Raw genomic sequence first — 22,838 nt, forward strand, 5'->3', positions numbered from 1 at the left:
TACCCGATGACCTATGGCCAACCCAGTCGCTGATGGAGGCGCCGAGTATGGCGGTTACCCCACCTGAACCGCTTACCCCTCCGCCGCTTGAACCTGTCAATATCATGCTGGACTGGTTTTTAAGCCCGCAACATGCGGTTATTCTGCTTGCCCATGAAAAAGGCTTTTTTCAGCAACAAAGGCTGGAAGTAAGCTGGCAGATTCCCGGTGACCCTTCACTTCCAACCAAACTGCTGGCTGCCGGGGAAATTGACCTTGCCCTGGGCCGCCAGACTCAGCTGCACCTGGCAGCTCATGATGGTGCACCGCTAACCCGTATTGCGAGTCTGGTGAAAACACCCCTTAACGCCATCGTAACAATTACTAATGGTGAGGATGCCGACCTTGAGGCCTTAGGCTCAAAACCGCTCGGTTTTGCCACTCAGGAAGGCCAGCAATTAGTGTTGCCGTTACTGATTTCTGAAACGGTGCGCCAATCGGAACAATACGCCAAGCCCCGCGCCGTTCATTTTGAGACCGCCGAGTCACTGACCGAAGGCGAGCTTGAAGCCGTCGCGGATGCGTTTTTCCATACCCTCCCCTCGCGCCTGGCCACTCAAGGGCAATCGGCAACGGTGATCCGTTATGATGCGTTGTCTATTCCCCGTTACGATGGCTTGATTGTAATGGCCAACCGCAACACCGTTGGTCGACGTATGGAAACCTGGGTGCGTTTTGTGGTGGCTCTGGAAGAAGCCGCTAACTGGATTATCGAGCATCCGGACGAGGCCCTCGATACAGTCACCGCTGCTTATCCCCGTTTGGAAAACAGCCTGACCGACGAACACTGGCAAGACCTGCTACGACGTTTATCGTTAAGCCCGGCAGCGCTGGATATACGCCGTTACCGTGCAATGGAGACTTTCCTGCAACAACGCGGTATCACCAGTGAAATATTACCTGTAGAGCAGCTGGCAATAGACCCCCACCTTGGCCAGTAACGCCATTGTTGATGATGAGTGCTGATTGATGATGGTGTTGATTGATATCGAAACAACAGGCACCCGCGCCAGCCGTGATCGAATAATCGAAATCGCCGCGCTTAAGGTGCTGGACGGCCATGTGGTTGATCAATGGGCAAGCCTGATCAACCCTGAATGTCGCCTGCCTCCCACAATCACCCAGCTGACCGGCATTGATGACGCTAGCCTTGAGCAGGCAGCGTGTTTTTCAGATATCGCCAATAGCCTGTTTGCCTGGCTTGAGGGTAACGAACTGATTGCTCATAACGCACGCTTTGATTACAGCTTTCTGCGTAACGAGTTCAAACGCGCTGGGCTGAATTACCGCGCCAAAATGTTGTGCACCCTGCGCCTGTCACGCCAACTCGACCCTAGCCAGGGCCAGCACAACTTGGCAGCCCTACTCAACCGCTACCAGATTTCCACCCCAGCGCAACATCGTGCAACCCATGATGTGCAATCCCTGTGGGCGCTCTGGCAGTGTTGGGAATCCAGCCTGCCACCTGAACAATGGCAAGAATTATTGGACGCCCAGCGACGTCAACGGAGTCTGCCGGCTCAGCTTGACCCCAAACGGGTTGAGCAGATCCCGAACTGCCCCGGGGTCTACCTTTTTTACGGTCATAACCAGTTGCCACTTTACGTTGGCAAGAGCGTAAACCTGCGCGACCGAGTGATGAGCCATTTTCAGGGCGATCATCAGGATGACCGGGAAATGCGTCTGGCGCAGCAGGTGCAACACATTGAGTGGGAAGAAACTGCCGGAGATCTTGGCGCTCAGCTGCGTGAAGCTCAGTTGATCAAAACCTTGATGCCCATCATGAACCGTCGGCTACGTAAGCAACGACGGCTCTACGCCTGGTACTGGCCAAAAAGTGAACAACAGCCGCGGTTGATCAATGGCGAAGCTATCAGCAATGCGCATACCGAAAGCATTTTTGGGCTGTTTCGCAGCACCCGGGACGCCAAGAACACCCTAGGCAAGATAGCAGAAGAGCATCAACTGTGCAGACAGGTATTGGGCCTGGAAAAAGGGCGTGGCCGCTGTTTCGCCCACCAACTGGGGAAATGCCGTGGTGCCTGCTGCCAGCAGGAAACGCTCAAGGTCCATGAACAGCGAGCTAAACAGGCCCTGACTCAGCAGCAACTTAACCATTGGCCCTGGTCCGGGCCAATCGCCATTTATGAAGCCCATCAGAAAAGCCGTTGGCCTGCCTACCATCTTGTATCCCAATGGCGTTATCTGGGTACGGTCAAGAAACTGGAAGAAGCTGACAGTCTTGATACAAAAAACATCCCGTTTGATATGGACACCTATCAGCTACTCAACCGCTTTATGCGCGACCCCCAACGTCATCGGCTTGAGATTATTGAACTCCCCTTTTCGGCCCATTAACCGCTAGCAGCTTGCCGATTGAGCGGCGACAAAGGATTCAACGGCTTGCTGGAAAGCCTGAGGTTGGTCTGCATGCAGCCAATGCCCGGCTTCTTTCAGAGTCACTACCCGCGCATTGGGTAACACCTGCTTGAGCGCAGGCAGCATTGCATCGCTAACATAGTCTGAATTCGCCCCACGCAATACCAGGCAAGGTCCATCGTACGGTTGATCACCCGCTGGGACGGTCACAATATCAGGGTAACCCTTGATAATCTGTTCAAGCCCCACACGCAGGCCCATCACGGGCTGACCATTATCGCTAGTGCGCTCAAGGTTAGTGGCTAGAAACAGGCGTATCGGCCGCGCATCAACGTGCTTGGCCAGCAAGGCATCTGCATCACGCCGGTTAGCCGGGCGATTGACAGCCACTTCATTGAGGGCTGCAAAGACATCATCGTGGCCGTGGGAATAAGCCACCGGTGCGATATCCGCCACTATCAGAGAGGCCACCCGCTGGGGCGCCAAACGCGCCATTGTCATGGCCACCTTGCCACCCATGGAATGCCCCAGCACATGGGCCTGAGCAATGCCGAGCTTATCCATTAACGCCATTACATCATCACTCATGGCCCGGTACGTCATTCCTTCCACATGGGGCGAACGGCCATGGTTACGCAAATCAACGGCAATAACCCGGCGGTTTTCCTGCCATGCTTTTACATGACTGCGCCAGTTATCAGCGCTACCCAATAATCCATGAACGACAATTAGCGGGAGTGAGTCGTTCTTACTTTTAATTTCTGTGTCAATATAATGCAAGTTAACGGTATAAATTTCAGAATCAGCATCACTCATACACACTCCTGTAAGATCACTGGAAAGTCACCGATGCGTACCACCGGGGCTCTCAAGGGGCTTAAATGCCGAGTTACACAACGGGCCGTGGTTCAGCGTCCTGTTGCCCTGTCCATACCATCAGGCGCCGCGTCAGCCACGCCAGCAGAACACCATATAACGGCAGGAAAAAGATCAGGCTCACCATCAGTTTAATCACGTAATCCACGCTGGCAATTTCGATCCAGTTGGCCGCCATGAAAGGATCCGGGCTGTGATAGAAAGCAGCGCTGAAAAATACCGCTGTATCCGCCAGATTACCTAAAACGGTAGAACAGACAGGTGCCACCCACCAGGCCATCTGACGCAGGCGATCAAACACCTGAACATCAAGCAGTTGGCCAACAATATAGGCAAGAAAACTGGCCAGGGCGATACGTGCCACAAACACGTTCCACTCACCCAGGGCGCCCAGACCGGCAAACTCACCGCGGGGGAAAATCACCGACACCAGATAAGAAATACACAGGGCAGGCAGCATAACCCGCATGACAATAGCCCGCGCGGGTTCTTTACCGAACAGCCTGACGGTCAGATCAGTGGCCAGAAAAATGAACGGAAAGCTGAAGGCTCCCCAGGTAGTGTGCCAGCCAAACAGCACAAAAGGCAGCTGAACCAGATAGTTACTGGCCGCAATAATCAAGATATGGAAGGCAACCATGATCAACAGACAGCGCTGGTATTGCGCGTTCGTCAGGGCAAACATCGGCAGGAATCCTTTTTGGTAAATGAATCGAGGGGTTAGGGAACCCTCTACCCCACAGCGGGGCTGGCGGTGGGCATTATACGCATCTGCGCACCTGATGCCATCTCAAAACAAAACCGCCGAACAGGTTCGGCGGTTTTGGTTAGGCATAGCGGCAAGATAAGCCTGTCGGGTTAAACCTGAGTCGCTTTGTCAGCTGCCCCTACGTCACGATCTTTCATCGCCAGATGAACATCTTCAAGGCTGGTCGGGTCATCAATCGTTGACGGAACGCCAAATTCCTTACCATCCGCGATACTGCGCAACAGCTTACGCAATATCTTGCCTGAACGAGTTTTCGGCAAGCGATTCACCACCAGCACCTGTTTGAAACACGCGATTGGCCCTATCTGGTCTCTTACCCGCGCAATCAACTCCGCTTCCAGGGTAGCTTCATCGCCGTCAAAGCCATCCTTGGGAATCACCAGACCAACCGGCAACTGGCCTTTCAGCTCGTCATGAATGCCGATAACGGCACACTCCGCCACCGCCGGATGGGCACCCACCACCTCCTCCATCTCACCGGTAGACAGACGATGGCCAGCCACGTTGATCACATCATCGGTGCGCCCCATGATGAACAGGTATCCGTCTTCATCGTAATAGCCGCCGTCACCGGTCAGGTAATAGCCAGGAAACGCCGCCATATAGGCGCTATGGAAGCGTTGCGGATCGCCCCAGACGCCGGTCAGGCACCCCGGTGGCATAGGCTGTTTGATCACCACGCTGCCCTGTTCCATAGCACCTGCCTGCTCACCATCACGATCAAGAATCTGAACGTTAAAACCGGGCACAGGAACGGTGGCCGACCCTGCCTTGGTTGGCATGGGTTCAATACCTGGCAGGTTGGCGGCAATTGCCCAGCCGGTTTCAGTTTGCCACCAGTGATCAATAACCGGCACGTCAAGCAGGTCATCCAGCCAATGGAAGGTCGGCGGGTCAAGGCGCTCACCGGCCAAGTACAGATGTTTCAGGCTGCTGATATCATATTGTTCAAGCAGTTTGGCATCCGGGTCCTCTTTCTTGATGGCCCGGAAGGCTGTCGGCGCAGTGAAGAAGCTTTTGATCTTGTACTCTTCAATCAACCGCCAGAAAGCGCCAGCATCCGGCGTCTTGACCGGTTTGCCTTCATAAACAATGGTGGTGCAACCTCTCAGCAGAGGGGCATAAACAATATAGGAGTGGCCTACAACCCAACCGACGTCTGAGGCAGAGAAAAATACCTCGCCCGGTTCTACGTCGTAAATGACTTCCATGGAGTAAGCCAGCGCGACGGCATAGCCTGCGGTATCACGCACCACGCCCTTGGGTTTACCCGTTGTACCCGAGGTATAGAGTACATAGAGAGGATCAGTTCCCTTGACCGGCACGCAGTCAGCGAAGGGCGCGTTCGCCACCAGAACGTTCCAGTCATGGTCGCGTTCGGTCAATTCGGCGTGATGCTGTTCACGCTGGTAGATCACACAGGCATCGGGTTTGTGGGCGCTGAGTTCAATGGCCTGATCAATAATCGGTTTATAGGGCAATACCTTGCTCACTTCCACCCCGCAGGAAGCTGCAATCACCACCTTGGGTTGGGCGTCCTCGATGCGCACCGCCAGTTCATGGGGAGCGAAACCGCCAAACACCACAGAGTGGATAGCGCCGAGGCGCGCACAGGCCAGCATGGCCACCAGGGCTTCTGGAATCATCGGCATGTAGATGACAACGCGGTCGCCTTTTTCCACTCCAAGCTTTTGCAACCCACCGGCAAAATAGGCGATCCGATCACGCAGCTCAGCGTAAGTGATCGTGGCCTTGCTGTCAGTGACTGGTGAATCCCAGTAAATCGCTGCCTGCTCACCACGACCGTTTTCTACGTGGTGGTCAACTGCCGCATGACAGATATTCATCTCGCCATCGCTAAACCAGCGCGCATGCTGTTGATCGTCATAGCTGAGGATCTGGGTCGGCTGCTTGAACCACGGAATGCGCTTGGCCTGTTCTGACCAGAACTCTTCAGGCTGCTGGATGGCGTGTTGGAACTCTTGTTGATATCGACTCATAGCGGCGGTGTCCACGATCAGGGTTAAAGGATCAGATGATTGTCGACACTGTATAAAGGAAACAGACAAATAACCGTCATACTATTGGCTAAAAAGCGACTAAAGATGTAGATTTAAGCGCCTAATTGTCAACAAAAGGCACCTTTTTATAGCCTAATGGGTTAGGCCAAACTTCCTTTACCGCCATTTTTAACGCCATGTCGCTGCCCATTGTGACGCCACAATTTGCCCTTCTCCCGCCTTTCGTCAGCGTCGAAAAGTATTTTATTGATAGAAAGCTAAACAAACACTTGGAAAATGTCCGTTAAATTAATAAAATTTAATGATAACCAGTTCTGCATGCGAATTACATGACACGATCAGGACAGAAACCTTGTCCTTGTTCACACTTTCCGTTGACTGCCATCGGCCGTCTTCTGGTTACGTGACACCCAACTAAAAGTAAGCGATTGCCATGTACGTATCTTGCGTCGACCAGGAGTTTGAAATGCCCCCTTCCGTTAGCGCTGCGACCGATTTGTTACAAGACAAGGGTCATGCGATTGATCTGGCTGCCTCTCTACTCAAGGCAATGGCCAACGAAAAGCGACTACAAATCATTTGTCTGCTGGCTGATCAGGAACTTTCCGTGACGCAAATCAACCATCACCTGGCCCTGAGCCAATCCGCCCTGTCACAGCATCTGGCTATTTTGCGCCGTGAAAGCCTGGTTCAGACCCGGCGTGAATCGCAAACCATCTATTACTCGCTGAACAGCGACAGTGCCAAGGCAATTATCAGCACCCTGGCGAGCTATTTCGGCCGCTAATGCGAAAATCCCGCCGCTGATGATCAGCGGCGGGATTTTTATAGGCTGTGTATCTGGTCAGAAGTTAACGCTTGTGCCAGCGAGAGGCTTCCAGCGTTTCAACGGTTTTTAGCACTGCACGCTCAACGCCTGCTTCCACTGCCAGGCCAAGCTTGCGGCTCATCGTTTGGGGTGATTCAAGCTTGATCTGGAGTACCCGAGAGGTTGCCATGCGCTCAGTCAGATAAGCTTCGCTGGTCTGCACGCTATCCACCAGCTGTTTCTGCATGGCTTCATTGCCGTACCAGATTTCACCGGTCGCCAGGGTGTCAATATCCATTGCCGGGCGCCGCTCGCTGACATAATCCTTGAACAGCCGATGAGTATTTTCCAGGTCGTCGATAAACTTTTCGCGCCCTTCCTGGGTATTCTCACCCAGCATGGTCAGCGTACGTTTATATTTACCGGCGGTCAGCAGTTCAACGTCGATATCATGGCGTTTCAGCAGACGATGAATATTGGGTATCTGCGCCACAACGCCAATTGAGCCAATCACCGCAAAGGGTGCCGCCTTGACATGCTCAGCCGTGCAGGCCATCAGATAACCGCCGCTGGCGGCAACTTTATCGATGCACACCGTGGTCTTGAGGCCTGCTTCACGCAAACGGTCAAGCTGTGCAGCCGCCAGGCCATAGGCATGCACCAGCCCGCCGGCGGACTCCAGGCGAATCATCACTTCGTCCTGCGGGTCAGCCACGTCGATTAACGCCGAGATCTCCTCGCTGAAATGCTCAGTGGCAGATGCCTTGATATCGCCATGAAAATCCAGCAGCCAGACACGCTGCGGCGCATCACTCGGGCTTTTTTCAGTGGCGCCTTTTTTCTCGGATTTATCATCACGCCTGAACGCCTTGATCATCTTCTTGCGCGCTGAAGGCGCCGCTGCCGCCAGTTCCAGGCGGCGGCGACGATAGCGGCGCTGGTCGTTGAGTTCAGTAATTTTCAGCGTCAACGCCTGATCACCGGGCTCTTTGGCACGCTTTACCAGAATGACGGCGATGCCGACCAGCCCGACCACAATAAGGGTCTGCAATAAAAAGGTACCCTGTTCCACAATCCACTCTGTCACTATGCTCTCCTGCCGATTAGGTTGTTTATCACTTGATGTAAACAGATGTTTAAAATAATCTTGCCTCTAAAATACGCTGTGTTTATGCCGCCCATTGATTGATTTGCAAGGAAACGTTCAGATGTCATCTTCCACACTCGAAAAGCTACAGGCCCGCTTCAACCCCGACGCTGCCCAGGATATGAGCGAGGTTTTCCAGTTTCATTTTTCCGATGCCGGTGATTATTACCTGAATATCCATGAAGGCACACTCGACATCAACGAAGGTGAACATGATGACCCTTCCATTAGCCTGAGCATGGAATCAGGCACGCTCAAGGGCATTATGAACGGTGAGATCAACGGAATGACTGCGTTTATGACCGGCAAGCTCAAAGCCACAGGCAATGTCATGCTGGCCACCAAGCTGACCAGCCTGTTTCCGCAAAAGTAAAACGCCACCTGATATTGATCAGACCTACCATTAACGCCATTTCGCCAGATGCGCTTCGATCAGGGCGCGGGAAATAGAATAAGGCGGCGGCAATGCAGGTAGCTGACGCGGTGAAAACCAGGCCGCGTCAGCAATTTCAACCCCGTCAATATGAATACGCCGAGATCTGGCTTCAGCAAAAAAACCCAGCATCAGCGAATGAGGAAAGGGCCACGCCTGGCTTTGATAGTAGCGAACCTGCTCAATATGCACGCCCACTTCTTCAAACACCTCTCGGTGTACCGCTTCATCGGCCGACTCTCCCGGCTCAATAAAACCGGCCAGGGTGGAATAGCGCCCCGGAGGGAAACGTGGGCTGCGCGCCAGCAACATCGCTTCGCCACTGCTGACCAATGTGATAATACAGGGTGAAATGCGCGGGTAGTTACGATGACCGCAGGCATGGCAGTGCATGGCAAATTCAGCTTCCAGCTTGGTAGCAGCGGCGCCGCAGCGGCCACAGAAGCGGTGATTTTCCAGCCAGGCACCCACCTGCAGCGCTGTCGAAAGCAGGCTGAACCAATGGCTTGGCAACATCGCCATCCATTGGCGGCCATCAATCCAGGCATCACCAGGCTGTTCTGCAAGCTGGAGTGCCACCGGCTCATCATCCCAGTAGCACAGGGGTTGCATGCGCTCAGTCCATGGCTGCCAGGGATGAAGTGGCGTCATTTCCCCCTCTACCTGTTCGGGCGATGGCAAAAGCTTGCTTTTGGAAAGCGCCATCACTCGCCCCTGCGTATGCCCCACTGGAATCTCACGTCTAAGCATTGCTTACCCCTGCTGCCAGCTCAATTTATGGGCCTGGCATTTCGCTTCATGGGCCGCCTGTTCAGCTGCATCGGGCACAATCACCTTTAGCTGGCCGGGTGAAAGCGTCAGGCGCTGAACGGTCAGCCCCTGCTCGCTGCCTTCCTGCTGGTTATCAGCAGACTGGTTGCCGGTTTCCAGCGTCAGAGCGGTCTGACCGCCGGTCATCGCCAGGTAGACGTCGGCCAGAATTTCGGCATCCAGCAAGGCGCCGTGAAGAACACGATGACCGTTATCAATCTCATAGCGCTTGCACAGCGCATCGAGGTTATTACGCTGACCAGGATGCTTCTGACGGGCTAGACCCAAGGTGTCCAGAATACGGCAATGTTCAGCGACAGGGCCTAGCACTGGCTCGCGGCGCTTTTTGTTGAGCATCGCCAGTTCGTGGTCGATAAAGCCCACATCAAAGGCAGCGTTGTGAATGACCAGTTCAGCGCCCGCAATAAAGGCCCAGAACTCATCGGCCACGTCAGCAAAGACCGGCTCATTAGCCACTTTTTCATCATCAATCCCGTGAACGGCCACGACCTCAGCATCAATATGGCGCTCCGGATTAATGTACTGATGATAACTATTACCGGTCAGGCGGCGGTTAATCATTTCTACCGCGCCAATCTCAACCAAGCGGTGGCCTTCTTTGGGGTCTATGCCAGTGGTTTCTGTATCCAGGATTACGGTACGGTAACTTGAAAAGTGTCTACTCATAACACGTCACTATTCTGCAACCTACTGTTTTATATAGCATAATTATTACCTATAGCCGCGCTTTGTTCGTTAAAAAGTGTAATCGCTACTTCTATTCTTTTTAAACTAGTCTATTATGTAAATATGGCCTATACAATAAAACATTTCATAGCCGCCGATGGCGAGCGCTTCTCGCAGATCTACGATGCAGAGACAGGCGGCTTCCCACTGTACTATCCAACGGGTTACATCGCCCGTTCAGTACGCTCCCGTGTTACCCATGAGACGCAAAAAGTGTATCTAGAGGCGATCAAGCGTTTGTGTGAATGGGAGGCACAACAGGGAACTGCTCTCACGGTGCGCTTCCAGCGCCGAGAATTCTTGCACCAGTTCGAAATCGATGGCTTGGTAAGACACCTTTTCGCTAGCCGTAGAGGCGGCAATGGAGAGGTCATCAGCCGCCAAAAGGCCAACACGTACATCGTGTGCGCGGCCAAGTACTTGCGTTGGCTAACGGACGAGGTAATCACCGATATAAACGCTGATGTCAAAGCCGCTATCGATCAGCAGCACGATGCCCTGATGTCAGCGGTCGCACGCAAGCGCGGGTCAAAATCAGCCAATAATCAGAGTATCCTCGCCATGCGATTACCGGATGAGGCAACGGAAGCATTGCTTGAGCTGTTCGCAGATCCGCTCCAAGGGGTGCAGAAAAATGCTGACAAAGAACCTCGCATGAGGAACATCATCATGCTGCGAATCCTCTATGAGGCAGGCATGCGTCGTGGCGAGCTGCTGAGCTTAAAGCTCAGCAATTTTGTAGAAGCTATCGATGGCGAAAGCGCCCAGTTACAGATAGAGCGCAACCACCACGACGCGTTCGACTCGCGGGTGCGACAGCCGGTTGCGAAGACCCTTGGGCGTATCGTGAGCATTTCTGCTGAAGCTGAGCAGCAGCTTATAGCTTACCGGGATTATTGGCGGCCTAATACGAGCAGTGATTTCCTATTTGTGAACCACCGCGCGGGGCGCTCGCAAGGCAAACCAGTCACCGAGACCGGATTCAACTCAGCGCTAGACAAGCTGAAAGAGATGTTTCCCGCGCTGGAGCTGCTGCATCCTCACCTGCTGCGCCACGACTGGAACTACAGATTTTCGCAAGAGGCGGATAGAAAGGGAATGGATTTTGAAACCGAACGCGTCATTCGAGAAATGCTGATGGGGTGGGTGCCCAATTCTGACATGTCTTTCCTCTACAACCAACGACACACTCAAGAGCAGGCTAACGAGGTCGGTAGGCGTATCGCGTCAGACAGTGAGAAGCGGGGTAATATGCCTTTGCTCTACAAACAACGACACATCCAAGAGCAGGCCAAAGAGTTCGGTAGACGTATCGCGTCGGACACCATAAAGGGGTAATGAAAATGGCCAAGAACCCAGCACAGGAAGAAAGTCCCAACACCGACGCCGAGCTTCTGCGAACACAACGCCCTGAAAGACCTTCTTCGGATTTCATTTGGGAGCAGGATACATTTCGCCGAATCGGATACGAGGGCGTGATTATGACAAAGGCGCTTTCAAAGTTTGACCTCGTCCAAAAAGACTCATTTAAGCAGGCGGTGCTTGATTTTTCTGCTAAGGGTGACTATGTGCCAAGGAAGTACGTTAACCTCTTGTTCCATATTGATGCATCTCTGAGGCACTTTCCCGTGAGCGCCTTCGACACATCTTGGGTTGCGCAAGCCTTGGAAATCCCGATTTTCATGACTGATATCAGAGCTATCAAGAACTTCTTCGTTTTTTGGAAAGCTCGCGATCCCCAAGCGATTAGCGATGAGGCCCTACAACTCCTTATAAAACTAAAGATCCGCAAGAGCCAGAGCAGCAATGTATTGTCAGACGACCCTGAGAAAAGCTGGCTGAGCGATGAGGAATACGAGGTGCTGCTTGCCAGCATCTGGCGCAACTACGAGGACAGCCTATTCTCAACGAGCCGTACTCTAATAACGTTGCTCACAATGCAGTATGCACGTCGCCCAATACAGATTGCCCAACTAAAGTTCCAAGACGTCCGAAACGCTGACTCTGACAATGGCTCGGACCTGAGCGGGTCCGTGATCAGCTTTCCTGGCACCAAGGACATGAGCGCCGAAACCGGATTTCGCGACAGCAAATTTGAGCACCACCCCCTGCCAAGTCATCTTTGGAACCTGTTCGAGATTCAGCGTAATGAGATCCAAGCATTGGTCGAGTTTCAGCTTGGCACTCGCCTATCCGCTTCAGATCTTGAAAAAATGCCGGTCTTTACGACAAAAGATCGTATAAAAGAAGCCATATCCCAGCTGACAGGTCATTATCGTGTTAATTGGCGCAGTAATCTCAACCATCACCTATTCCATATGAAACCCTGTAGTGTTTCACAGATCCTAGCCTGGAAACCTAATAAACGTAGAAAAATCGAACCACCCCTTAGCCACCGCACCGGTCGGCCACTCGTCGTTAGTGCAACACGACTCCGACACACCCGTGCTCGCCAACTGGCTCGTAAAGGCGTGCCCCTACACGTGCTCTCGCATTGGTTGGGGCATACGAGCGAGAAAAGCCTTCTGGCGTACTACAACGACCCAGCCGAAGATGCTCGTAAACTTGACGAAACGATGGCACCGGTTCTGATGCCGCTGGCAATGGCCTTCGCTGGCAAACTAATCGACAGCGAAGAGCAAGCCAGTCGCAGCAACGACCCGTTAAGCCGCCTTGAATTTTCCAAGAACGGCGAACTGAGAAACGTCGGCAATTGCGGCAAGCATAGCTTTTGTGCCACCACCTCTGTACCGATCCCCTGCTACCGCTGCCGCCATTTCGAACCGTTGGTGTTCGCTCCACACAAAGAAGTGCTTAAAGCGCTGAAGATTAGGCAGGAAGAAGAGAACCAGGCGTTGCGAATTGGTGGAGCAAGAGATTTACTTGTGCCTATTGACCTCTCAGCAGATATCCTCGCGGTGAAGAACTGCATCGACCGATGCAACGCCCGCAAGAGAGAACTGGGGATTGTCTAATGGCACAGATCATCCAATTCACACCTAAGAAAGAGCTGACGGCGCAGAAAAACCTGCAAGATCTGATCACGCTGTCTCGAAGTCACTTGGTCCTTTGGGACGACCAGACTGGTTTCTCCTGGGAAAGCAACCGATGGCCCGTACTATACAGGAGCATAAGGTTCACCAATCATGAACACCGTCTTCTGCATCCAAACAAGACGCCCGAACCGCATCAACTAATGCATCCGGCGTTTGTCGAATTCGCCAAGGCCTATCTACGTTACCGCCACACGGTTAAACCGCACAAAAACATCGCTCGGGAAATGTCAGCTTTGCGCATCCTGGAAATGGTGCTCAGGCAAGACATCGGCATTCCCGATATAACCAGGGTAGATCAGCGCCATTTTGATCACGCGATGGCTGAACTACGTCCGGAAAAACGGCGACAGTACATCGCCGTTGAGCTGCTGACAATTTTAAAAACGCTCGCCGACTTCTTCATCGTGACTAGCAGCGCACACTACTGGGCGAACCCCTATGTCGGCACAGCCTCATACGACTTTGCCAACGGCGGCTACGCGGATGCAAAGATAAAAGCTGCCAAGCTTCCTGATCAGGATGCCCTGCTTGCAATCGCCGAGGTCTTCGGGCGTGGCCACACGCAAGTGCTTGAAGACGCTGATACGATGGTCACCTGTATTACTTGTCTTTTGCTGAGCGTACCAATGCGCATTAGCGAGACCCTAAGGCTGAGGGTTGATTGCCTTCGCGAGGGAACCGATAAGGACGGCAAAATTCAGCACCACTTCAACTACTGGACACCGAAGATCAAGGAGTTCGTTCCCAAGGCGATACCTGCCACCATGGCGCCTAACGCCGTTGTGGCTGTGGAGCGGCTAAAACGCATCACAGAAGAGGGCCGCCAACTGGCCCGCTACATGGAAGGCAATCCGACCAAGTTCTATCGCCACGAGAACTGCCCGGACGTTTCCGATCATCAAGAGCTAACGCGAGATCAGGTGGCAGCGGCGCTAGGGTTACTAGACGCGAGTAGTTGTGAAACCTTTATCCATAGGCACACCGGCAATTACTCCCTTACCGGCTTAACGCTTGATTCCCTTTGGCAACTCGTTCTTGCTGAGCATCGCAAGCTGAATCCTCACTTCCCCTATCAGGAACCCGTCGACAGCAGGAGCAAGAAGCCACTCAAAATGTCGGAGTCATTACTATGCTTTCGCCGCTTCCAGTTTGGTATTCGTAACAGCACAAGCCCCGTCCTGCTGGCCCCGTTCAAGCGGGAATATTTTAAGGTGCGCCTTGAGGCACCCTCCGGGGGGCGCGCTAAGTTGTTGTGCTTTTTCACCCGACATGGCTATAAGGCAATTAAGCTCAAGTCGCACAGCCTGCGCCATCTGCTCAACCGCCTTGCACGGCGCAGCGGCGTACCTATCGACACGATCACCACTTGGAGCAGCCGGGCCTCCGCCAAACAAACGCTCACCTACCTGAACGATGACCCGCAGGAAGCGGCAAACAAGGGCGCCGCCCTGCTAGGAATGCAGCAAGAGCAGACCCACAAAGAGCCAATCACCTACGAAGAAGCTGAGATTCACAGCCAAGGGCCATTCCATAGAAGCCGCTACGGGCTGTGCCGTCGATCTTGGCGCGCGGGGCCGTGCAACCGCTTCGCTGACTGCCTCAACTGCTCAGAGTTACTGATATGCAAAGGGGACAAGCTGGCAGTTGACGCCGTAGCCAAAGACCGAGAGCACTTAGTTCGGACACTCGACGCAGCCAAGGCGGCTGTCGACAACGGCGAACGAGCCGCCTCGCGCTGGATGCAGGTGGCAGAGCCACAGATCGGACGCCTGACCCAGCTTCTAAATATCCTTAACGACGCGGGCATCCCCGATGGTAGCCCGATCGAGCTAGCTGATAGCACTGACTTTAGCCATGAGCAGTTAACTGTCGAGAATAAAGCCGCATCAGTAGGCGTAACACTATTAGATAGGAAGGACCTAAAAATTGAGTACGGCAATGAACTGCTGACCTGCTTGGACTTACTGAGGAATCCTGACAATGCCTAAGGCAATTACCGACTCACAACTAAACAAAATGGCAAAAATGATTCGCGATTGGCCAGAGAAAGAGGCATTCAACTGGAACAATATCTGCACCGCATCAAAAAGCATCTTGGGCTATACACCAACTCGTCAAGCTCTCTCCGGCAAGCTAATGCTGAAGAACGCTTACCAGATCAAGAAGAAACAGCGCAGAGATGCAATAGCTAAGGTCGAGGGTATTCCAAGACCACAAAGCATGCCCGCCGCGATGGACAAAATAACACGGCTTCAACAAGAGAATGACACATTAAAGGCTGAATTATCCAAGATGGCTGAAGTTGCTCAGCGATTCATATACAACGCTAGCATTGCTGGTCTTTCCCAACAGAGGTTAATGGAGCCTCTTCCTAAAGCGCGTCGAGACTAGATTGATAGGAGCGTGACATGGCAAACGGACAAGAACGAGCCGCAGCAAACATAGCCAAATTCGAAGTTTGGGCCTCGGAACGCCAGGTAGCCGGCGATTGGACGGACTATATCCGCCAAGGCCAGCTTAACCGCACCGAAATCGCCGCCGAGTGCGGCTTTGCCAAGTCTGCGTTGCGTCAGAACCCAGCAGTTAAAACCGCTCTGGAGGCGTTGGAAGTGCGCCTGCGCGCTGAGGGCACCCTGCCATCTGGTAAGGGAAAGAAATCGCCACAGGCTCAAGATGAGGCAGCCTCTGCGTCGGTGGAGCAACGCATCGTCACGCTTAATAACCGCACCGAGCAGCGCGTGAATGCACTTGAAGAGCAAAACGCTGCTCTACGTGCTGAAGTGCGGGAACTGCGCGAGCAGCTCAAGCGTTACCAAATCATCGATGACCACCTCGCCCAGACCGGCCGTTTGGTGCGACCATGACCGATCTCTCTGTGGAGCTGACCATCACGGCCGTCCTGAATCGAGGAGTGCGCGGCGGCGTCATTATGGCCGGTGTCGATACCGAAGGTCGTCGCTACGTTGCGCGTTGTAGCTGGACGCTCATACCTGATTCATCTTTCCCCGGCAAAGGCCAGCGATGGGCGCTTTGCGGTGCGCTGAGAAAATTCCAGCAAGAGCAGCAGATCGAGGCCACGCACGCCGAGTTACTGCGTCCATCGGGTAAAAACATTATCGCCTGGATTGCTGGGTGTTCTGACATCCAAGGCGTGGGTCAAGTCAAAGCGCAGCGCCTCTACGATCGCTTCGGTCCCGAACTGGTGACGCTCATCGAACAGAAGGACATAGATGCTCTGAGCGATGTTGTCAGCTCCGAAGCAGCAGACCTACTGTGCCATGCCTTTGAGAAATACCAAGTTGCGCAGACGCTGGTCTGGCTCGATCAGGTGGGCATGCAGCGGCGGATCGGCCAGAAAGTGGTCGACTGTTATGCCGATAAGGCGCGGGAGAAAATCGAGGGCAACCCCTATGCCTTGATCAGTTTCGAGGCGCGCTGGAAGACGGTCGATGCATTAGCTCAGGAGCGCTTTGGCGTGACTGAAGATGATCCGAGACGACTGGAGGCAGCGGTCGAGGAGGCACTTTACCGGGGTCTCAAGAACGGCCACACCTGTCTGCCGGAAAAAGATGCCAAAAGCCGACTCAAGACGCTGCTCGGTGACAATAAGCTCGCTCAACAGGCCCTGGCCATCGGTGAGAGCAGCCAGTACCGCAAGGTGGGTCACTTCTACCAGCCGACCGGCACCTATCTGATCGAGCTAGAAATCGCCCAGCGTCTTTCGCGCATGGTCGCTGGTGAAGTAGCCAAGCAGGAGTCTTTCTTCGGGGCGGGCGAGGCCGATCCCGACATGGTAGAGACGGCTATCAACAATTTCGAGCGCACCCAGGGCTTAGCACTCTCCACCGAGCAACGTCAGGCCGTACTGTGCAGTGTTTGCGCCTCTCTTAGCTTAATTCTGGGCGGCGCAGGCACTGGCAAAACTACCGTGCTCAAGACCCTCTACGAAGCGTTAGAGGTCGTGCAGCCCAGCGTGGCCATCTACCAGGTTGCTCTCGCGGGGCGTGCTGCACAGCGCATGCAGGAGGCCACAGGCCGAGAAAGCTGCACGATTGCTGCTTTCTTCGCACGGGTTACCGAAGAGCTGCTCGGTAGCGGTGCGGTAGTCGTCGTCGATGAGGCATCAATGGTAGATGCCATTCTTTTTTATCGGCTCTTGCGCCGCATCCCGCCTGGAACGCGACTGATCCTGGTCGGCGATCCAAGTCAGCTCCCACCCATTGGCCCTGGCCTTGTGCTGCATGCACTTGCCGGTCATCCTGCCATTGCCCAGACGGAACTAAAAGTGGTCAAGCGACAGTCAGATGCAAGCGGGATTCTGCCTGTAGCTATGGCTGTGCGTGAACATACACTGCCGGAGTACGCTGCCTATCAAGGCCGAGGTAGCGGCGTATCGTTTATTGAATGTTCAGAATATTCACTCGATGAAACCATAGTGAGGCTCTACGAGGAGCTTGGCGGCAATGGTGCCGATAACAGCGTTCAGATGCTCTCTACCACACGAAGCGGTCAAGGCGGTGTTCACCGGCTGAATCAACTCTTGCATGAGCGCTATCGGCGTAATGGCACGCCTATTTGCTACGTCGACTTGCAATACGGCGTAGTACCCGCCAAGTCATTGGATTACGTGCCATTCAAGGTCGGCGATCTGGTAATGTTCACCAAAAACGACTATTCCCTTGGGCTGCGCAACGGCTCTTTGGGCCGGATCATTGAGGCGTTACCTGTCGAAGAGGCAGAGAGTGACTGCTGTAAGGTCGATTTTGAGGGTATTGAATACACCCTGAAGACGACACAACTTGAATCGCTCAGCCATGCCTATGCCATCACCGTTCATAAGTCGCAGGGGTCACAGTTCTCGCGGGTCATCGTGCCGATTCGTCAGTCGCGCCTGCTCGACCAAGCCTTGATCTATACCGCGATCACCCGCGCGGTGGATCAGGTAGTACTGATCGGGAGTCGAGAAGTTGCGGCCGCAAGCATTCTAGCCCTGGCCTCTGCCGCACGACGGCACGTTTCGTTGCCTGAGCTTTTGAAGTCATCAAACCACATAGAGCGGAGCCAATCTTAATACTTCATGAATCAGGTTGACTGGCCTTCAAAGAGGCGTAGAGGGCCGTCTTGCTAACTTTGATTCGTGCGGCGGCCTCGCGGACATTCAGCCCATTGGCCAAGTGCTCCCTTGCCCGCTTCAATTTGTCGCCAGTGACAACCGGCTTACGCCCCCCTTTGCGTCCACGAGCGGCGGCAGCTGCTAGCCCCGCCTTAGTGCGATCACGAATCAAGTCGCGCTCAAACTGCCCCAGGGCACCGAACACATGAAAGATCAGTCGCCCACCAGCCGTAGTGGTATCGATGTTTTCGGTCAGCGACCGGAACCCGACACCACGAGCCTCCAGAGCACTGACCACCTCAATCAGATGCGGCAGCGAACGTCCTAGACGATCCAGTCGCCACACGACCAGCACATCGCCGTCGCGAAGAAACTCTAGGGCGGCCATCAAGCCTGGCCGATCAGCTTTGGCCCCAAAGACAGTATCGTCGAAGATTCGCTTGCACCCCGCTTTACACAGCGTATCTTTCTGCAAGGCAGTATCCTGCTCTGCTGTCGAGACCCGCGCATAGCCGATCAATGCCATTGAACGCCTTTTTTGTCCGTTATTCCGTACGCATATCTTATTGTCCAAAATCACATTAAACAAACATATTGTCGGACATTGTCCGGGTTGGCCATCTAATGATCTTTTCCCAGACTGTCATTCAACTGAGCGATAGCCCCGACACATGCTCACGGACCAGAGCCCAACAGCGTTCTAACCACGAAACTTCTTGCCGGTGACGCCATTAAAGGGCTCAGACAGCCCTTGTGCCAAGGTATTTACCAGCCGTTCAGCACCCTGTTTAATCTACTGAATTATGTGCTCTTTAAATAGCCAACCAAACAAAACTCAACCATAGATCCCGTATCCAAGCTTACGCATCTTGATTAAGTAATCAATCAAACCGCTACTGCCACTCCGTCTCCAATGGGAAAGATTATGGTCGAGAATTTTCTCAAGCTCATCAAATAAATATTTTTTACCCTCCATTAATCGACTACTTCCTACAGGACTCGTGTCGTCAAACCCTTTGCTCGTGCAAAACGCTTGTATGTGTTGCCTTAAATCAAACTTTGACGTGGCATAATCAGCATCCATGCATTTGCAATACTCAAGAAATTCAGAAAGAGTGCTGCCAGTTTTTGCACAAGCTGACAATATGCCTTCAAACTCATCGATAGACACAAAATAGATGTTTTCTGCGGGAATCAGTTCATCACCAAATTCACTCGCTAACCTTGTCCTGAATCCGTGAAACCAGCTTCCCAAAACGCTTCTAACCTACTGAGCTACATGGCAATATAGCTGATATCGCCATTCACCCGTACAGTGCCATGCCCAACGTCAAGTTCCGCTCCAGTCGTCGCACACTCACCAGCCATGCTGGCCTATCCATCATCGGTCAGTGCCTTGAAACTGCCGGTGTCGACAGCATCGATAGCCGTTACCCAACGTCGCTAGGGATGCGCAACAGCGACGTGATCAAAAGCTACCTAGGTCTGCTGTGCCTGGGGATGAGCGACTATGATGCCATTGAAAATTTCCGTCATGACAAACCCTTCCAGCAACTTCTGACCCTGCAAAAAGTGCCGAGTACTGCTACGTTGCGGCAACGGCTGGAGAAGCTTGCCGCCAAGGACTTACAGGCACGTACGGCGGCCTGGTCCACGACCTTGCTATCCTTGGCTGAAGTGCCTATCACCGCCGAAAAGGGGCATGTCTGCCTGGATATCGACACCTTCGTCATGGATAACAGCAACTCCAGCAAAGAAGGCGTCTCACGAACCTATAAGAAAGTCGATGGCTATACCCCGATTGCCGCCTACCTGGGCAATGAGGGCTGGTGCCTGGGCCTGGAGTTGCGTCCCGGCAAACAGCACACCATGAAGGAGAGCAACGCTTTTTTGGAGCGCGTGCTCCCTCGTGCCCGAGGTCTGACCGAGGCTCCTATTCTGCTTCGAGAAGATAGCGGCTTTGACAGTAAGGCCCATCTGGCGTTGATTGAGCAGCACCGCCAAGCGTTTGCTAAAGACGGTCGCCAACTCGACTACATCGTCAAGTGGAACCCGCGGGACTCGGCCAAGGCGGATCTAGATACCTGGCGCGCGGTGGCGGCCAGCTATTGGGAAGAGCTGCGCCCTGGCAAGCGTCAAGCCATATGGGCGCAGAGCGCGTCAATCACGGTCGACAAGGTCGAGTATGTGGTCAAGCGCGTGATGCGCCTGGTGGAACGTACCGCCGATCGCGATGGGCAACTGCTGCTCGAACCGACGTATGAGCTGGAAGGCTGGTGGACCAGTCTGGAAGAGTCGCCGGAGGCGGTTATTCAGCGCTATAAAGCGCATGCGACCCACGAACAGTTCCACAGCGAGATCAAGACCGATCTCGACCTGGAGCGACTGCCTTCGGGCAAGTTCGCCACTAACGATCTTATCCTGCACCTCGCCCAGCTGGCCTACAACATCCTGCGGTTGATGGGGCAATTGGGCATGACCGGCGAGCTGAGTCCCGTTCGTCATCCTGCCAAGCGGCGTCGGATACGGACAGTGCTTCAGGAGCTTGTACATCGCGCCGCCATCGTCGTTCACAAAGCACGGCAGGTGATACTTGATTTTGGGCAGGATGTTGGGCGGATGACGGTGCTCAATACCCTGCGTACTCGGCTGCGTTATCCAAAAAGGTCGCCATGCTGACCGTTTACTGGGTAAGGCAGCGCAGTCGCGGGCTAACGGATACTGTTAGCCAAAGTCACCGTGCTCGATCGGTTGAAATGCACGACAAAACAGGCTGTCAACGCCGATCAATGCAACAAGAAGCGGCACTAGCCGGTATGTGTTGGTCGCTTAAGCCGGTATCGGTGATCAAAAAGTACGTGCTGGCGTTGATAGGGAAAGTGTCGGCGCCGACTTCACGGATTCAGGCTTGTAAAAAAATCTTCGGCTATATTCGCTTTAACTTTTCTCCCATTTTGAAGATAAAAGCTTTTCAACGTAACAACCAAACAATACCGGTTACTGGGATTAGGAACCGTTGTGTCAGAGACCAAATCAAGAAGGCGACTACATTCATAAGCTTGCCTAACTGCTCGAAGAATACTTCTATTAATTCTATGCATTAGCACTTCAGGATTATCAGATACCCTTACCTTTTTATGTGGCTCTATTCCTTTTGCATCTATAAAGACCATCCCGTCTTCATCATGGACAATATAATCAACAACCTTACCTTCCGTGCCTTTCCTTTTATATATATCAAGAACATCATCTTCGCTAAGACATATATTGCCATTCTCTTTTATAATATCCCCTAAGTAGGATTCAAAATCCTGGGTAAACCTTCTCTTCATGCTTTCATGACAATTTATGTCAATAAGCGAAAGGGGCTTGAAAGGCAGGGACTCTCGAATTATCACATTATGAGGAACAACAACTTCATCTGCCATGAATACAGCAGGCGCTCTGCACAGCTTGGGCATATCAAAGTAAGAGTCACGAAGCGTAGACTCCGAAAAAAATGCAGAAAAAAAATGGGTTAGGTTGTCAAAACTATTCCCTAAGCTCCTGAAGAAGTTGCATATTGTTTTAATATCATAGTGTGGAGAAAGCTCAATCACCGCCCTTTGGAAACCAAGCTTGTGGCAATTACCATCAAGCCTCATCAACAGCCATAAACTCAGAATAAAGTAGTCATCAAGCTTCACTCCGACAGTCTTAAAAAATCTCTCCCTGTATACCACACCTCCATTTTTATACACCAATATCACATAAATTCTTATAAGATCGAAGCAATTGGTGACAGCATTCTTTTGGAACCAGGTCTGACTAATAACCATCTTCCGCATCTCAAGATCCACACCTCCTTCGTGCCTAAACCTGACAGCTTCACCTTGAAGCTCATGCATGCGATTTATAATTTTCTCAACGTCTTTTCTGGTTGCAATGACTTGGCCTGGAGAATCTTTAGATTGATATAACCACTCAATCAAAAGCAAACAAAGCCAAGGAAACTTTCTTAGCCTATCAATAGATTCATACTCCGGAGCATGCAACAACTGAATAACTTCTAAAAAAAAACTATTTTTATCAAATCTTGACAGGCTCTTCCTAACGTCGTTGGCCTTCTCGGTATATGACATCCTTGAACCTTAGATAATAATCGATATTAAAAAAGAAAAACCTTGACTAATTAGATTAAGGCATCTCTACGCTCATCCTCTTTCTCTCGTTTTCAACCACATCGCGGAAGAAGGCGTCTTCAGTGCCGACTCCTCGCTTGTCAGGATTAGGCCAAAGCACGCTAATCAAGACGTAGCGCACGGTGTTGGGGTATTTCTCAAGCAATTTCCCCAACTGCTGGGGAAGCGTGTCAAACCACTGAAAGCAAAACACTGAATGGTCAAGATAATATCCGCGACCCTTGAAGAGCTGGGCCTGTTGACCGAAGTCCTTATGTTCTCTAAGCCAAGTAAGCCGGAACCGTGCAGCAAGCACATCGTGAAGCCACTGCACATCTCTATGGTCATAGCTCCTAATGGGTATGAAAGGTTTTAGCTCTGGTGCCAAATCATCAACTCGATACTCAAGACCATCAACTATTCGACAGACAGCATCCAAGTATGCATTATGCTGAAGATCGGCGAGAGTCATGTCATCAG

At 52.7% G+C, this 22,838-nt stretch carries 21 protein-coding genes; 11 read left to right on the top strand and 10 right to left on the bottom strand.

The annotated features are described in order from the left end of the window. The first annotated feature begins 47 nt into the window (after window positions 1-47). Together OR573_08695 and OR573_08700 are read left to right on the top strand one after the other, a co-directional pair. Window positions 48-980, top strand: a complete 933-nt coding sequence (locus tag OR573_08695) for an ABC transporter substrate-binding protein (GenBank protein XGA78607.1) — start codon at window positions 48-50, stop codon at window positions 978-980. Window positions 981-1,008: 28 nt separating this feature from the next. Continuing rightward, the gene (locus OR573_08700; protein XGA78608.1) at window positions 1,009-2,397 is read left to right on the top strand and encodes an exonuclease domain-containing protein; all 1,389 of its coding nucleotides are present in this window, start codon (window positions 1,009-1,011) and stop codon (window positions 2,395-2,397) included. Between the two features lie 3 nt (window positions 2,398-2,400). Here OR573_08700 and OR573_08705 read toward each other — a convergent pair whose 3' ends face one another. The 3 genes from OR573_08705 to OR573_08715 form a co-directional block, all read right to left on the bottom strand. Then, the gene (locus OR573_08705) at window positions 2,401-3,234 is read right to left on the bottom strand and encodes an alpha/beta fold hydrolase (GenBank protein ID XGA78609.1); all 834 of its coding nucleotides are present in this window, start codon (window positions 3,232-3,234) and stop codon (window positions 2,401-2,403) included. Between the two features lie 73 nt (window positions 3,235-3,307). After that, window positions 3,308-3,979 (bottom strand): 7-cyano-7-deazaguanine/7-aminomethyl-7-deazaguanine transporter, encoded by a 672-nt coding sequence (locus OR573_08710; GenBank protein XGA78610.1) that lies wholly within the window; start codon window positions 3,977-3,979, stop codon window positions 3,308-3,310. 173 nt (window positions 3,980-4,152) lie between these two features. Beyond that, window positions 4,153-6,063, bottom strand: coding sequence for a propionyl-CoA synthetase (locus tag OR573_08715; protein XGA78611.1), 1,911 nt, complete (start codon window positions 6,061-6,063; stop codon window positions 4,153-4,155). Between the two features lie 487 nt (window positions 6,064-6,550). Here OR573_08715 and OR573_08720 point away from each other — a divergent pair, with 487 nt between their 5' ends. After that, window positions 6,551-6,871: a metalloregulator ArsR/SmtB family transcription factor gene (locus tag OR573_08720; GenBank protein ID XGA78612.1), complete on the top strand. Its 321-nt coding sequence runs from the start codon at window positions 6,551-6,553 to the stop codon at window positions 6,869-6,871. Between the two features lie 64 nt (window positions 6,872-6,935). Here the strand turns inward: OR573_08720 and sohB are convergent, their stop codons facing one another. Further along, window positions 6,936-7,979, bottom strand: a complete 1,044-nt coding sequence (gene sohB / locus OR573_08725; GenBank protein XGA78613.1) for a protease SohB — start codon at window positions 7,977-7,979, stop codon at window positions 6,936-6,938. A 121-nt stretch (window positions 7,980-8,100) separates the two neighbouring features. Between sohB and OR573_08730 the strand changes: the two genes are divergently transcribed. Then, complete coding sequence (locus tag OR573_08730) at window positions 8,101-8,412, top strand: SCP2 sterol-binding domain-containing protein (GenBank protein XGA78614.1); 312 nt, start codon at window positions 8,101-8,103, stop codon at window positions 8,410-8,412. 30 nt (window positions 8,413-8,442) lie between these two features. Here OR573_08730 and nudC read toward each other — a convergent pair whose 3' ends face one another. After that, window positions 8,443-9,222 carry an NAD(+) diphosphatase gene (gene nudC / locus OR573_08735; protein ID XGA78615.1) on the bottom strand — a complete coding sequence of 260 codons (780 nt, stop codon included), beginning with the start codon at window positions 9,220-9,222 and terminating at the stop codon, window positions 8,443-8,445. A 3-nt stretch (window positions 9,223-9,225) separates the two neighbouring features. Then, window positions 9,226-9,969 carry a DNA polymerase III subunit epsilon gene (gene dnaQ, locus OR573_08740; protein ID XGA78616.1) on the bottom strand — a complete coding sequence of 248 codons (744 nt, stop codon included), beginning with the start codon at window positions 9,967-9,969 and terminating at the stop codon, window positions 9,226-9,228. Window positions 9,970-10,092: 123 nt separating this feature from the next. On the opposite strand from dnaQ, the gene OR573_08745 reads away from it, so the two are divergent. Genes OR573_08745 through OR573_08770 form a run of 6 tightly spaced genes read left to right on the top strand, consistent with a single transcriptional unit; the run spans window position 10,093 to window position 18,156 of the window. Next, the gene (locus OR573_08745) at window positions 10,093-11,367 is read left to right on the top strand and encodes a site-specific integrase (GenBank protein XGA78617.1); all 1,275 of its coding nucleotides are present in this window, start codon (window positions 10,093-10,095) and stop codon (window positions 11,365-11,367) included. Between the two features lie 5 nt (window positions 11,368-11,372). Then, entirely contained in the window at window positions 11,373-13,004 is a 1,632-nt protein-coding gene (locus tag OR573_08750) for a hypothetical protein (GenBank protein ID XGA78618.1), read from the top strand. Beyond that, entirely contained in the window at window positions 13,004-15,073 is a 2,070-nt protein-coding gene (locus OR573_08755; GenBank protein ID XGA78619.1) for a hypothetical protein, read from the top strand. Before OR573_08750 ends, OR573_08755 begins: the two co-directional genes overlap by 1 nt. Beyond that, the gene (locus tag OR573_08760; GenBank protein ID XGA78620.1) at window positions 15,066-15,476 is read left to right on the top strand and encodes a hypothetical protein; all 411 of its coding nucleotides are present in this window, start codon (window positions 15,066-15,068) and stop codon (window positions 15,474-15,476) included. Before OR573_08755 ends, OR573_08760 begins: the two co-directional genes overlap by 8 nt. Window positions 15,477-15,493: 17 nt before the next feature. Beyond that, complete coding sequence (locus tag OR573_08765; protein XGA78621.1) at window positions 15,494-15,949, top strand: VPA1267 family protein; 456 nt, start codon at window positions 15,494-15,496, stop codon at window positions 15,947-15,949. After that, on the top strand, window positions 15,946-18,156 hold the full coding sequence (locus OR573_08770) for an AAA family ATPase (protein ID XGA78622.1): 2,211 nt from the start codon (window positions 15,946-15,948) through the stop codon (window positions 18,154-18,156). Before OR573_08765 ends, OR573_08770 begins: the two co-directional genes overlap by 4 nt. A 4-nt stretch (window positions 18,157-18,160) precedes the next feature. Here OR573_08770 and OR573_08775 read toward each other — a convergent pair whose 3' ends face one another. Further along, a complete protein-coding gene (locus OR573_08775; protein ID XGA78623.1) occupies window positions 18,161-18,724 on the bottom strand; it encodes a recombinase family protein in 564 nt (187 codons plus the stop codon). A 309-nt stretch (window positions 18,725-19,033) separates the two neighbouring features. Continuing rightward, on the bottom strand, window positions 19,034-19,453 hold the full coding sequence (locus OR573_08780) for a hypothetical protein (GenBank protein ID XGA78624.1): 420 nt from the start codon (window positions 19,451-19,453) through the stop codon (window positions 19,034-19,036). A 65-nt stretch (window positions 19,454-19,518) separates the two neighbouring features. On the opposite strand from OR573_08780, the gene OR573_08785 reads away from it, so the two are divergent. Continuing rightward, on the top strand, window positions 19,519-20,877 hold the full coding sequence (locus OR573_08785) for an IS1380 family transposase (GenBank protein XGA78625.1): 1,359 nt from the start codon (window positions 19,519-19,521) through the stop codon (window positions 20,875-20,877). 215 nt (window positions 20,878-21,092) lie between these two features. Here the strand turns inward: OR573_08785 and OR573_08790 are convergent, their stop codons facing one another. Together OR573_08790 and OR573_08795 are read right to left on the bottom strand one after the other, a co-directional pair. Beyond that, complete coding sequence (locus OR573_08790; protein ID XGA78626.1) at window positions 21,093-22,319, bottom strand: hypothetical protein; 1,227 nt, start codon at window positions 22,317-22,319, stop codon at window positions 21,093-21,095. A gap of 55 nt (window positions 22,320-22,374) precedes the next feature. After that, complete coding sequence (locus OR573_08795; GenBank protein ID XGA78627.1) at window positions 22,375-22,830, bottom strand: hypothetical protein; 456 nt, start codon at window positions 22,828-22,830, stop codon at window positions 22,375-22,377. Window positions 22,831-22,838: the final 8 nt, after the last annotated feature.

Source organism: Halomonas sp. CH40, from assembly GCA_041875495.1.
Lineage (GTDB): Bacteria > Pseudomonadota > Gammaproteobacteria > Pseudomonadales > Halomonadaceae > Vreelandella.